Raw genomic sequence first — 12,547 nt, forward strand, 5'->3', positions numbered from 1 at the left:
CCCTCCGCGTCAGTACCGCGGCAGGCGGGTGCTCACTCCTCCGGGCGCAGCGCCGCCAACTGCTGCGCGAACGGGACGACATCCTCGTACGGGTCGCCCGACGGTGCCTGCGCGACGACCTTCAGGTGCGGCGCCTGCTCGCCCACGGCCTCCTCGTCCTCGGCGCCGGCCTCCGGCTCGGCGACGGCCACGGCCGGGCCGCACGCCCGGGTGAGCCGGGCGAGTTCGGCACCCGCGCACTCGATCCGGCCGGGGAGCGAAGGGGTGAGGCCGTCGTCGGCCGAGCCCCAGTCGTCCGTCGCCGCGTAGACGGCGGTGGGGACGACGACGGCGCGCAGGTAGGAGAAGAGCGGCCGGAGCGCGTGGTCCAGCACGAGGGAGTGGCGCGGGGTGCCGCCGGTCGCGCCGATCAGCACCGGCTTCCCCGTGAGCGCCGTGTTCTCCATGACGTCGAAGAACGACTTGAACAGGCCGCTGTAGGAAGCGCTGAAGACCGGTGTCACGGCGATGAGCCCTTCGGCCTGCGCGACGTCGTCGAGGGCCTGCTTCAGCTCCTCGCCGGCGAAGCCGGTGACGAAGTTCTGCGCGATCTCCGTTGCCAGGTCGCGGAGTTCGACGTGCTGCACCTGGGGCTCGCGCCCGGCCGTCTCCAGGCCGCGCGACGCGGCTGCGGCGAGGCGGTCGGCGAGCAGTCGGGTCGAGGAGGGCTCGCTGAGCCCTGCCGAGACGACTGCCAGTTTGACGGGTGCGGTGCTCATGCGGGTTCCTCCCTGGTTCGGTGCGGGCGGCGTGCCGTGGGGGTCTGCGCGCCCGAACGCTGCGCGTGCGTACGCCGGTTCAGGCGCTCTCCTCCGCGTTCTCGCCGGGCTCGCCGACGCCCGCACCGACGCGTGCTGCTTCGTCCTCGCGCTTGCGCGCGCGCAGGTCCTCGTGCGTCGGCGCCTCCGGAACGCCTGCGGGCCGCCGAGCGGCGAACTCCCTGCGGAGCACGGGCACGACCTCCTCGCCGAGGAGGTCGAGCTGCTCCAGCACGGTCTTGAGCGGCAGCCCGGCGTGGTCCATGAGGAAGAGCTGGCGCTGGTAGTCGCCGAACGCCTCCCGGAAGGAGAGCGTCCGCTCGATCACCTGCTGCGGGCTGCCGACGGTCAGCGGCGTCTCGGCCGTGAACTCCTCCATCGTCGGACCGTGCCCGTACACGGGCGCGTTGTCGAAGTACGGGCGGAACTCGCGGACGGCGTCCTGCGAGTTCTTCCGCATGAACGCCTGCCCGCCGAGCCCGACGATCGCCTGCTCGGCCGTGCCGTGCCCGTAGTGCGCGTACCGCTGGCGGTAGAGGCCGATGAGCCGCTTGAAGTGGTCCTTCGGCCAGAAGATGTTGTTGGCGAAGAAGCCGTCCCCGTAGTAGGCGGCCTGCTCGGCGATCTCGGGGCTGCGGATCGAGCCGTGCCAGACGAACGGGGGGACGCCGTCGAGGGGGCGGGGCGTCGAGGTGAAGCTCTGGAGCGGTGTGCGGAACCTGCCCTGCCAGTCGACGACGTCCTCGCGCCAGAGCTGGTGGAGGAGGGCGTAGTTCTCGATCGCGAGGGGGATGCCCTGGCGGATGTCCTTGCCGAACCAGGGATAGACCGGCCCCGTGTTGCCGCGGCCCAGCATCACGTCGGTGCGTCCGTCGGCGACGTGCTGGAGCATCGCGAAGTCCTCGGCGATCTTCACCGGGTCGTTGGTGGTGATCAGCGTGGTGGCGGTGGAGAGGACGAGGCGCTCGGTGTGCGCCGCGATCCAGCCGAGCATCGTGGTGGGGGAGGAGGGGACGAAGGGCGGGTTGTGGTGCTCGCCCGTCGCGAAGACGTCGAGTCCCACCTCCTCCGCCTTGAGCGCGATCCGGAGGATGGCCTTGATCCGCTCGTGCTCGGTGGGCGTCGAGCCGTCGGTCGGGTCGGGCGTGACGTCGCCGACGCTGAAGATTCCGAACTGCATGTCATCCGTCCTTCGCCGTCGCGGGCACCGCTCTCGGCGCGGCGGCCCCGTCCCTGTCGGGCCGGGGCGTACCCTTGATTGTTCGCAATTCAACTATCCCCTCAATGCCGCAGCCTCCCACGACATTCCCGCACCGGACGAGGGCCGGACGCGCGGGGTCGGCGACCCGTGGCCCGGGTACCCGCAGCCGAGGGGTCGATGCGGGCCCGTGCCCCGGTTCGGTGCACCATGGGCCCAGCGGTACGCGCGCCCCCGCCGGTGCGCGTACCGGGGGACGGACGGGTACGTACCGGTACGGACGTGCAACCCGGGCGCAACAGCGCGGTGGGACGCTCAGGCCCCCGGGCCGCCCACGCGGCGGGCGTGGCAGCGCACGGCGGTACCAGCGAGGATGGGTGGATATGGATAAGCAGCAGGAATTCGTGCTCCGCACGCTCGAAGAGCGCGACATCCGCTTCGTGCGGCTCTGGTTCACCGACGTCCTCGGCTTCCTGAAGTCCGTCGCTGTCGCCCCCGCCGAACTCGAGCAGGCATTCGACGAGGGCATGGGCTTCGACGGCTCCGCGATCGAGGGCTTCGCCCGCGTCTACGAGTCCGACATGATCGCCAAGCCGGACCCGGGCAGCTTCCAGATACTGCCGTGGCGCGCGGAGGCCCCCGGCACTGCCCGGATGTTCTGCGACATCCTGATGCCCGACGGCTCGCCCTCCTTCGCCGACCCCAGATTCGTCCTCAAGCGCACCCTCGCGAAGGCGTCCGAACTCGGCTTCACCTTCTACACGCATCCGGAGATCGAGTTCTTCCTGCTGAAGAACAAGCCCGTCGACGGCACACGTCCCGTCCCCGCCGACTCCTCCGGCTACTTCGACCACACTCCGCAGAACGTCGGCATGGACTTCCGCCGCCAGGCCATCACGATGCTGGAGTCGATGGGCATCTCGGTGGAGTTCTCCCACCACGAGGGCGCCCCCGGCCAGCAGGAGATCGACCTGCGGTACGCCGACGCGCTCTCCACCGCCGACAACATCATGACCTTCCGGCTCGTGATGAAGCAGGTGGCGCTGGAGCAGGGCGTGCAGGCCACCTTCATGCCCAAGCCGTTCTCCGAGTACCCGGGCTCCGGCATGCACACCCACCTCTCGCTCTTCGAGGGCGACCGCAACGCCTTCTACGAGTCCGGCGCTCCCTACCAACTCTCCAAGGTGGGCCGCTCGTTCATCGCCGGACTGCTGCGCCACGCCAGCGAGATCTCCGCCGTCACCAACCAGTGGGTCAACTCGTACAAGCGGATCTGGGGCGGCGCCCAGCGCACCGCGGGCGAGGGTGGCGAGTCGCCCGCGTACATCTGCTGGGGCCACAACAACCGCTCCGCGCTCATCCGCGTCCCCATGTACAAGCCCGGCAAGACGGGCTCCACCCGGATCGAGGTCCGCTCCCTCGACGCGGGCTGCAACCCCTACCTCGCCTACGCCGTGACCCTCGCCGCGGGACTGAAGGGGGTCGAGGAGGGCGACGAGCTCCCGCCTGGCGCCGACGACGACGTCTGGGCGCTCTCCGACGGCGAGCGCCGCGCGATGGGCATCGAACCGCTCCCGCAGAACCTCGGCGAGGCGATCGAACTGATGGAGCGGAGCGAACTCGTCGCCGAGACCCTCGGGGAGCACGTCTTCGACTTCTTCCTCCGCAACAAGAAGCAGGAGTGGGAGGAGTACCGCTCCGAGGTCACCCCGTACGAGCTGCGGAAGAGCCTGCCGGTGCTGTGAGCCGCCGCGCCGGGGGCCGGGCGGGACGCCGCCCCCGGCGCCTCCCGTCCGTCGCGCCCCGCGGCCGGCGCCGTCCCTCGCTCGGCGAGAATGGGGGCGGGCGAGTACGGCGGAAACGGGAGGCTGATGTGCCGCAGTTCGGGCGACGGGACAGCATGTTCGGGCAGTTGGTGCGACGGGGGTTCTCCGACCCGGCCGCGGCGCAGCGGCTGCTGGACGCGCCGGCGCTCGTCGACCTCTCCCGGGACGCACCGCTCCTCGACGCGCTCGGTGCCACCGCCGACCCCGACCTCGCCCTCCTCGGGCTCGTCCGCCTCACCGAGGCGCTGGAAGCCGTGGACGACGCCGAACTCCGCACGTTCCTCGGCACGTTGCGCACCGCGAAGCCCCTCCGCGACCGCCTCCTCGGTGTCCTCGGAGCCTCCGACGCGCTCGGCGACCACCTCGCGAGCCACCCGCTCGACTGGAAGACGCTGGCGGTCTACGAGTCGGTCGACCTCAACCCCGGCATCGAGGAGTTCGGCTCCGAACTCGCCGCCGCCACAGAACCCGACCGCCTCCGCGCCCTCTACCGCCGCTGCGTCCTCACCATCGCCGCCCGCGACCTGTGCGGCACGAGCGACCTCGCGGAGACCGCAGCCGAACTCGCCGACCTCGCCACCGCCACGCTCCGCGCGGCCCTGCGTCTCGCCTCCGCCGAGGCCCCCGAGGACGCGGCCGCCTGCCGGCTCGCCGTCGTCGGGCTCGGCAAGTGCGGCGGTCGCGAACTCAACTACGTCTCCGACGTGGACGTCGTCTTCGTCGCCGAGCCCGCGGGCGGCGCCGAGGAGGACGCCGCGCTCCAGGCGGCGACGCGGCTCGCCTCGCGGATGATGCGGATCTGCTCGGACACCACGGCCGAGGGCACCATCTGGGAGGTCGACGCCAACCTCCGCCCCGAGGGCAGGAACGGCCCGCTCGTGCGTACCCTCAGCAGCCACCTCGTCTACTACCAGCGCTGGGCGAAGACCTGGGAGTTCCAGGCGCTGCTGAAGGCCCGCCCGGTCGCGGGCGACGCCGAGCTGGGCCACGAGTACCTGGACGCCGTCGGGCCGATGGTCTGGCAGGCGGCCGAGCGGGAGAACTTCGTCGGCGACGTGCAGCAGATGCGGCGCCGCGTCGTCGCCAACATCCCCCGCGCGCAGCTCGATCGGGAGCTGAAGCTCGGCCCCGGCGGGCTGCGGGACGTCGAGTTCGCCGTCCAACTGCTGCAACTCGTGCACGGCCGCACCGACACCTCGCTGCGCAGCCCCACGACGCTCGACGCCCTCGCCGCGCTCGCCGAAGGCGGCTACGTCGGCCGCCAGGACGCCTCCGAACTCGACGCCGCCTACCGCTTCCTGCGCACCCTGGAGCACCGCATCCAGCTCCACCAGATGCGCCGCACCCACCTCATGCCGGAACCGGAGTCCGACCAGCGCCGCCTCGGCCGCTCCCTCGGGTTCCGCAGCGAACCCGTCACCGAGCTGCACAAGAGCTGGCGCCGGTACGCCGCGGCCGTGCGCCGCCTCCACGAGAAGCTCTTCTACCGCCCGCTGCTCGACGCCGTCGCCCAACTCGACGTCGGCGAAGTGCGGCTCTCCACCTCGGCGGCGCGCGAGCGTCTCGAGGCGCTCGGCTACGCCGACCCGGCCGCGGCTCTGCGCCACCTGGAGGCCCTCGCCTCGGGGGTCAGCCGCAAGGCCGCGATCCAGCGGACGCTGCTGCCCGTGCTGCTCGGCTGGTTCGCCGACTCGGCCGACCCGGACGCAGGACTCCTCAACTTCCGCAAGGTCTCCGACGCGCTCGGCAAGACCCCCTGGTACCTCCGTCTGCTGCGGGACGAGGGCGCGGCGGCCGAGAACCTCGCCAGGGTGCTCTCGGCCGGGCGCCTCGCCCCCGATCTGCTGCTGCGCGCCCCCGAGGCGGTCGCGCTCCTCGGCGACGACGACGGGCTCCGCCCCCGCTCCCGCGCCTCCCTCGAACAGGAGGCGCTCGCCGCCGTGGGCCGGGCCGACGGCAGCGAGCAGGCGGTCGCCGCCGTGCGTGGGGTGCGCAGGCGCGAGTTGTTCCGCACCGCGGCGGCCGACATCATCGGCGCGTACGGCACCGAGCACCTCGCACCCGGCGACCCGGCCGTCGGACTCGACCGGCTCGGCGACTCCCTCACCGACATCAACGCGGCAGCCCTCGCCGGTGCGCTCCGGGCGGCCGTGCGGGCGGCGTGGGGCGACGAGCTGCCGACGCGGTTCGCCGTGATCGCCATGGGCAGGTTCGGCGGCCACGAGATGGGTTACGGCTCGGACGCCGACATCCTCTTCGTCCACGAGTCGCGCGAGGGCGTCAGCGAACACGAGGCGGGCAAGGCGGCGTTCGCCGTCGCCACCGAGATGCGCCGGCTGCTGGAGCTGCCGTCGACCGACCCGCCGCTGGTGCTCGACACCGACCTGCGCCCGGAGGGCAAGACGGGCACCCTCGCCCGCTCGCTCACCTCCTACGCCGCGTACTACCGCAGGTGGGCGCAGGTGTGGGAGAGCCAGGCGCTGCTGCGGGCCGAGCCGATCGCGGGGGACAGGGGGCTCGGCGAGCGGTTCGTCGAGCTCGTCGACCCGCTGCGGTACCCGGCCGGCGGGCTCGACGAGGACGGCCTGCGCGAGGTCCGCAGACTCAAGGCCCGGATGGAGAACGAGCGGCTGCCGCGGGGCGCCGACCCCACCACCCACACCAAGTTGGGACGCGGCGGCCTCACCGACGTCGAGTGGACGGTCCAGCTTCTCCAGCTACGGCACGCTGCCGAAGTGCCCGAGCTGCGCACCACCCGCACCCGCAGGGCCCTCGCAGCGGCGCGCGCCGCCGGACTGCTCGACGGAGAGGACGCCGAGACCCTCGACGAGGCGTGGATGCTGGCGACGCGGGTGCGCAACGCGGCGATGCTCGTCCGCGGCACCCCGAGCGACACCTTCCCTTCGGACCCGCGCGAACTCGGCGGTGTCGCCCGCTACCTCGGCTACGAACCGGGCCACGTCGGCGAGTTGCTCGACGACTACCGCCGCATCACGCGCCGCGCCCGCGGGGTGATGGAGCGCCTCTTCTACGACGAGGACTGATCCCGGAGGCGAGCCGGGTTCGCTCGGGCGGGTGCCGTGCGGGGGAGCCGGTAGGCGAGGCGCCGGTACCAGGCGAGGGAGACGGCGAAGCCGAACGCGAGGCAGAGGAGGCCGCCGACGGCGTCGAGCCAGAAGTGGTTGGCGGTGGCGACGATCACCAGGAGGGTGGTGAGCGGGTAGAGCGCGCCGAGCACCTTCACCCACAGCGGCCGGGCGAGCACCGCGAGGGTGATCCCGCACCAGGCCGACCAGCCTATGTGCATCGAGGGCATCGCCGCGTACTGGTTGGACATCTCCGCCAGGTTCCCCGACGCCATCGAGCCCCAGGTCTCGTGGACCTGCACGGTGTCGACGAAACCGCCGCCCGGCATGAGCCGCGGGGGTGCCAGCGGGAAGAGGTAGTAGCCGGCGAGGGCGACCGCGGTCGTGGCGAAGAGGACGAGGCGGGTCGCCGCGTACCGGCCGGGGTGGCGGCGGTAGAGCCAGACGAGCACGCCGATCGTGACGACGAAGTGCAGTGTCGCGTAGTAGTAGTTCATCGACACGATGAGCCAGGTGACGCCGTTGACCGCATGGTTGACCGTCTGCTCGACGGCGATGCCGAGCGTCCGCTCCGTCTCCCAGATCCAGTCGGCGTTCCGCAGGGCGGCGGAGCGCTGCTCGGGGACGGCGTTGCGGATGAGGGAGTAGACCCAGTAGCTGACGGCGATCAGCAGGACTTCGAACCAGATGCGGGGATGCCGCGGGGTGCGCATGCGGCCGAGTGCGGTACGGGCGCGGTCGGCGGCGCCCGGACGCTCCGCGGGCGGCGCCGCGTGACCGGGTTCGGGCGGCGTCGGCGCGGTCGTGGCTGCGGGGGTCGGGCCGTCCTCAGGGCTGAGGAGGACGGGTTCCTGCGCCGGCGTACGGGTCGTCCCGGCCGCGTCCTCTCCGCTTTCCGCTCCTCGTGCGGAGCCGGTCCGGCCTGCCTTTGCGGTCCTCGGTGTCGGTGCCCCCATAAGCCATCAGTCTGCCAGACAGCGGCCATCAGCCGATCATCCTGAAGTCGGGTTCGAATCGGGCGTTCTCCACCCTTGGGCAGAGGGCGCCGAGGGGCTCTTCTCCCTCTTCAGACAGAGGGCGCCGACGCCGTCGATCCCCTGACGACCAGCTCGGGATGGAAGACGAACTCGCTGTGCGGGGCCGGGGTTCCGGCGATCTCCTCCAGCAGGGCGCGGACCGCTGCCTGGCCCATTGCGGCGACGGGCTGGCGGATGGTGGTGAGCGGCGGATCGGTGAACGGTATGAGCGGGGAGTCGTCGAAGCCGATGACGGAGACCTCGTGCGGAACGGCCAACGCCCGCTGCCGCGCTGCCCGGATGGCGCCGAGCGCCATCATGTCGCTGGCGCAGACGATCGCCGTGCACTCCTCGTCGAGGAGCGCCGAGGTCGCGGCCTGACCGCCCTCCAGAGTGAAGAGCGAGTGCCGCACCAGCGGCCCCGGGTCCTCGCCGAGCTGCTCCACGACGGTGCGTTCGAACCCCTCGATCTTCCGCTGCACGGGGACGAACCGTTCCGGCCCGAGCGCGAGCCCTATCCGCCGGTGCCCGAGGGAGACGAGGTGGCTCACGGCAAGGCGCATCGCGGCGGCGTCGTCCGGCGAGACGGACGGGGCGTGTATGCGGGGGGAGTAGCCGTTCATCAGGACGAACGGGACGCCCTGGCCGCGGAGTTGCTCGTACCTGCCGGTGTCCTGCGTCGTGTCGGCGTGGAGTCCGGAGACGAAGATGATGCCCGCGACGCCGCGGTCGACGAGCATGCCGGTGAGCTCGTCCTCCGTGGAGCCGCCCGGGGTCTGGGTGGCGAGGACGGGGGTGTAGCCCTGCCGCGTGAGGGCCTGCGCGATCACCTGCGCGAACGCCGGGAATATGGGGTTCTCCAGCTCCGGGGTGATCAGTCCGACGAGCCCGGCGCTGCGCCTGCGCAGCCGGACGGGGCGCTCGTATCCGAGGACGTCGAGCGAGGCGAGCACGGACTCGCGGGTGGGCTCGGCCACCCCCGGGCGGCCGTTGAGCACTCTGCTGACGGTGGCTTCGCTGACCCCCGCCTGTGCCGCGATGTCAGCTAGCCGTGTGGTCACGTACGGGACTGTACCGGTCTCTTTGTGCAGGCGCCCACCTGGTGTGCGAACTTGCCGCAATGCTTCCGGATGCCGTTTGTGTCCCGATGGTTGGGCGTGGTCGTGCGCGCCGGTGCGGTCGTACGCGCTCGCGCTCCGGGGGCGTACGCGCCTGCATGGCGGGTGCCCCGGTGGCTTGCAGAAAATTGCGGAAAGGTCTTTCGCGGCGGTTGCAACGCTGTTAACTTCCTTCGCAGCCCGCGGCTTTGACGACGTGACGGGCGCTTACTTCGGGAGGGATCAGGAGATGCGGCGTGGCATAGGCGCCTCGGCGGCCCTGGTGGCACTGGCGGTTGCGGCAACGGCTTGCGGCGGAGGAGGCGACGAGCAGGACGACGCCGGCGGCGGGATCTCGGGAACGGTCACCTACTGGGACACGTCCAACGACGCCGAGAAGGGCACGTACAAGAAGATCGCCGAGGACTTCGAGAAGAAGCACCCTGAGGTGAACGTCAAGTACGTGCACGTCAACTTCGGCGACGCCAACCAGAAGTTCAAGAACGCCGCGGGCGGCAACTCCGGCGCCCCCGACGTCATGCGCACCGAGGTCGCCTGGGTCGCCGACTTCGCCCACCTCGGCTACCTCGCGCCGCTCGACGACACCCCCGCGTTGGAGAAGGAGTCCGACTACCTCACCACCGCCGCGGGCAGCGGCAGGTACGAGGGCAAGACCTACGCCGCGCCCCAGGTGACGGACACCCTCGGGCTCTTCTACAACAAGAGGCTGCTGAAGGAGGCCGGCGTCGAAGTCCCCGAGACCTTCGCCGAGTTGAAGAAGAACGCGAAGAAGATCAAGGACGAGACGGGCGCCACCGCGCTCTACCTCCGCGGCGACGACCCGTACTGGTACCTCCCCTACCTCTACGCCGAGGGCGGCGACCTGCTCGACACCAAGGCGAAGAAGGTCACCGTCGACGAGAAGCCGGGCGAGCGGGCCTTCGCCACGATGAAGGACCTCGTCGACTCCGGGGCTGCGCTCACCGACTCCAGCGACGGCCAGGAGAACGGCCTCAAGGCGTTCCAGTCGGGCAAGGTCGCGATGATCATCGACGGCCCCTGGGACATCGCAGGAGCCCAGCAGGGCAAGGAGTTCAAGGACGACAAGGACAACCTCGGCGTCGCGGCCGTCCCCGGCGGCTCCCAGGCCCAGGGCTCCCCGCAGGGCGGCTGGAACCTCGGCATCTACGCGGGCACGGGGAACATGCGCGCGGCGCAGGAGTTCGTCAAGTACATGAGCTCGGCCGAGGTGCAGAAGCGCACCACGAAGGAGCTGAGCCTGCTGCCCACCCGCACCTCGGTCTACGAGGACGAGGCCGTGCGGAAGAACGAGATGGTCGAGTTCTTCAAGCCCGCCGTCGACAAGGCGAGGCAGCGCCCCTGGATCGCCGAGGGCAACTCCCTCTTCGAGCCGATCCGGGTCGGCGTCGACGGCGTCCTCGGCGGCGGCAGGACGCCGCAGGAGGCGGCGAAGAAGACGGGCGACGAGTTCCGCAAGCTGCTCAAGGACTACAAGTAACCGAGGGGACGGGCCGAGCTGACATGGCGGCGCAGAGCAGCCGGCCGGTGCCGGGACCGGCGGACGGGACCGAGGAGGGCCCCGTCCCCGGCCGCGGGCACGGGCCGGCGAGAAAGCAACCACCGCGGCAGCGCGCGGGATCGGGCGCCGGAGCGGGCAGCCCCCGCCCGCAGCGGCGCGACGCGGGCGCGCCGGGGCCGCTGCGCCGCGCGTTCTCCCGGCACTGGTACGCGTGGACGATGGTGGCGCCCGTCGTCCTCGTCATCGGGGTGATCATCGGTTACCCGCTCGGGCGCGGCGTCTGGCTCTCGCTCACCGACGCGGACGAGGCCAACGTCGCGCGTGACATCGGCGTCAACCACATCCCGGCGACCTACTCCTTCGTCGGCCTCGACAACTACGCGGCCGTCCTCGGCGACTCGGTCTTCTGGAGCCGCCTCGGCTGGACGGCGTTCTGGACGGTCGGCTGCGTGGCGCTCACCTTCGCGCTCGGCCTCACCCTCGCCAACATGCTCAACCGCAAGGTGCACGGCCGCTCGTTCTACCGGGTCGCGATGATCGTGCCCTGGGGCATTCCCGCGTTCGTCTCCGTCTTCGCCTGGCGGATGCTCTTCAACGAGCGCGACGGACTCCTCAACAAGGTGCTCGACGGCGGCGGCATCGAGGCGGTTCCGTGGCTCGGCGACCCGACCTGGGCGAAGCTCGCGGTGATCGCGGTGAACGTCTGGCTCGGCGTCCCCTTCATGATCGTCGCGATGCTCGGAGCCCTCCAGTCGATACCGGGCGAGCTCTACGAGGCGGCGGAGATGGACGGCGCGGGCCCGTGGCAGCGGTTCCGCAACATCACGCTCCCCGGCGTGCGTTCGGTGAGCAGCACCGTGATCCTGCTCAGCACCATCTGGACGTTCAACATGTTCCCCGTGATCTTCCTGCTCACCAAGGGCGGCCCGGAGGACTCCACGGAGATCCTGGTGACCTACGCGTACCGGCTCTCCTTCATCAACAGCCCGCGGGACTTCGCCACTTCGGCGACCTGGGGCGTGCTGATCCTCCTGCTGCTCGTCCTCTTCACGATGGTCTACCGGCGGGCACTGCGCCGCCAGGGAGAGGTGTGGTGACGATGCAGACGCGCAAGCGCTCCCCGCTCGCCTCGTTCGGGCTCCACACGGGGCTGGTGCTCGGCACCGCCGTGGCACTCTTCCCGCCGCTCTGGCTGCTGGTCACCTCCTTCAAGCCGAAGAGCGAGGCTTTCTCCACGGCGCTGGTGAAGGAGTTCACCCTCGCCAACTACACGCACGTGGTGCAGGACACCTACTTCCTCACCTGGTTCGGCAACTCGCTCGTCGTCGTCCTCGGCACCACGCTGATCGGCGTCTTCATCGCCGCCACGACCGGCTACGCGATCAGCCGCTTCCGGTTCCCCGGGATGCGGCCCCTGATGTGGGTGCTGCTGATCACTCAGATGTTCCCGATGGCCGTCCTCATCGTCCCCCTCTACAACACGATGGCCACCCTCGGTCTCCTCAACCAGCCGGTCGGCCTGATCATCACGTACCTCACCATCGCGGTGCCGTTCTGCGCCTGGATGATGAAGGGCTTCTTCGACACCATCCCGATCGACATCGACGAGTCGGGCAGAGTCGACGGCCTCACCCCCTTCGGGACCTTCTGGCGGCTGGTGCTCCCGCTCGCCAAGCCCGGCATAGCCGTGACGGGGTTCTACTCCTTCGTCACCGCCTGGGCCGAAGTCGCGTACGCCACGGCCTTCATGACGGGCGAGGAGAACCTGACCCTCGCCGGGGGCCTCCAGACCTTCGTCAACCGTTACGGCTCCGACTGGGGTTCGATGACGGCCGCCGCGGTGATCATCGCCGTACCGGCCGCCGTGGTCTTCGGGTTCGCGCAGCGGCACCTCGTCTCCGGGCTCACCGCGGGTGCGACGAAGTCCTGAAGAGCGCACCCTCCTCGACCGCCGCCGCGGGCCCGCCCCGCGCGGCCACCCGCCGGG

9 protein-coding genes are annotated in these 12,547 nt (G+C 71.1%); 5 read left to right on the top strand and 4 right to left on the bottom strand.

Features of this window, described 5'->3' with window-relative positions:
* Positions 1 to 32: 32 nt before the first annotated feature.
* Together UWG_RS0108700 and UWG_RS0108705 are read right to left on the bottom strand one after the other, a co-directional pair.
* Positions 33 to 758, bottom strand: coding sequence for an FMN reductase (locus tag UWG_RS0108700; protein ID WP_016906814.1), 726 nt, complete (start codon positions 756 to 758; stop codon positions 33 to 35).
* 79 nt (positions 759 to 837) lie between these two features.
* Positions 838 to 1,977, bottom strand: coding sequence for an LLM class flavin-dependent oxidoreductase (locus UWG_RS0108705; RefSeq protein WP_016906815.1), 1,140 nt, complete (start codon positions 1,975 to 1,977; stop codon positions 838 to 840).
* Positions 1,978 to 2,378: 401 nt separating this feature from the next.
* Between UWG_RS0108705 and UWG_RS0108710 the strand changes: the two genes are divergently transcribed.
* Positions 2,379 to 3,740, top strand: coding sequence for a glutamine synthetase family protein (locus UWG_RS0108710; protein ID WP_016906816.1), 1,362 nt, complete (start codon positions 2,379 to 2,381; stop codon positions 3,738 to 3,740).
* A gap of 155 nt (positions 3,741 to 3,895) precedes the next feature.
* Entirely contained in the window at positions 3,896 to 6,865 is a 2,970-nt protein-coding gene (locus UWG_RS0108715) for a bifunctional [glutamine synthetase] adenylyltransferase/[glutamine synthetase]-adenylyl-L-tyrosine phosphorylase (protein ID WP_033196044.1), read from the top strand.
* On the opposite strand, the gene UWG_RS0108720 is transcribed toward UWG_RS0108715, so the two are convergent.
* Positions 6,850 to 7,863, bottom strand: coding sequence for a phosphatase PAP2 family protein (locus UWG_RS0108720; protein ID WP_016906818.1), 1,014 nt, complete (start codon positions 7,861 to 7,863; stop codon positions 6,850 to 6,852). The genes UWG_RS0108715 and UWG_RS0108720 overlap by 16 nt on opposite strands.
* A 110-nt stretch (positions 7,864 to 7,973) precedes the next feature.
* Positions 7,974 to 8,984 (bottom strand): LacI family DNA-binding transcriptional regulator, encoded by a 1,011-nt coding sequence (locus UWG_RS0108725; RefSeq protein ID WP_193386430.1) that lies wholly within the window; start codon positions 8,982 to 8,984, stop codon positions 7,974 to 7,976.
* A 286-nt stretch (positions 8,985 to 9,270) separates the two neighbouring features.
* On the opposite strand from UWG_RS0108725, the gene UWG_RS0108730 reads away from it, so the two are divergent.
* From UWG_RS0108730 to UWG_RS0108740, 3 genes are read left to right on the top strand one after another with little or no spacing between them, the layout of a single operon-like run.
* A complete protein-coding gene (locus UWG_RS0108730; RefSeq protein WP_029391278.1) occupies positions 9,271 to 10,539 on the top strand; it encodes an extracellular solute-binding protein in 1,269 nt (422 codons plus the stop codon).
* 23 nt (positions 10,540 to 10,562) lie between these two features.
* Positions 10,563 to 11,657, top strand: a complete 1,095-nt coding sequence (locus UWG_RS0108735; RefSeq protein ID WP_016906821.1) for a carbohydrate ABC transporter permease — start codon at positions 10,563 to 10,565, stop codon at positions 11,655 to 11,657.
* A gap of 2 nt (positions 11,658 to 11,659) precedes the next feature.
* Positions 11,660 to 12,490, top strand: a complete 831-nt coding sequence (locus UWG_RS0108740; RefSeq protein ID WP_193386431.1) for a sugar ABC transporter permease — start codon at positions 11,660 to 11,662, stop codon at positions 12,488 to 12,490.
* The last annotated feature ends 57 nt before the right edge of the window (positions 12,491 to 12,547 follow it).

It is taken from the genome of Streptomyces xiaopingdaonensis (genome assembly GCF_000262345.1).
Lineage (GTDB): Bacteria > Actinomycetota > Actinomycetes > Streptomycetales > Streptomycetaceae > Streptomyces > Streptomyces xiaopingdaonensis.

Bases quoted from the DNA above. Each gene is read 5' to 3' on its own strand.
- UWG_RS0108700 (WP_016906814.1), bottom strand. From the start codon at position 758: ATGAGCACCGCACCCGTCAAACTGGCAGTCGTCTCGGCAGGGCTCAGC.
- UWG_RS0108715 (WP_033196044.1), top strand. From the start codon at position 3,896: ATGTTCGGGCAGTTGGTGCGACGGGGGTTCTCCGACCCGGCCGCGGCG.
- UWG_RS0108705 (WP_016906815.1), bottom strand. From the start codon at position 1,977: ATGCAGTTCGGAATCTTCAGCGTCGGCGACGTCACGCCCGACCCGACC.
- UWG_RS0108720 (WP_016906818.1), bottom strand. From the start codon at position 7,863: ATGGGGGCACCGACACCGAGGACCGCAAAGGCAGGCCGGACCGGCTCC.
- UWG_RS0108730 (WP_029391278.1), top strand. From the start codon at position 9,271: ATGCGGCGTGGCATAGGCGCCTCGGCGGCCCTGGTGGCACTGGCGGTT.
- UWG_RS0108710 (WP_016906816.1), top strand. From the start codon at position 2,379: ATGGATAAGCAGCAGGAATTCGTGCTCCGCACGCTCGAAGAGCGCGAC.
- UWG_RS0108735 (WP_016906821.1), top strand. From the start codon at position 10,563: ATGGCGGCGCAGAGCAGCCGGCCGGTGCCGGGACCGGCGGACGGGACC.
- UWG_RS0108740 (WP_193386431.1), top strand. From the start codon at position 11,660: ATGCAGACGCGCAAGCGCTCCCCGCTCGCCTCGTTCGGGCTCCACACG.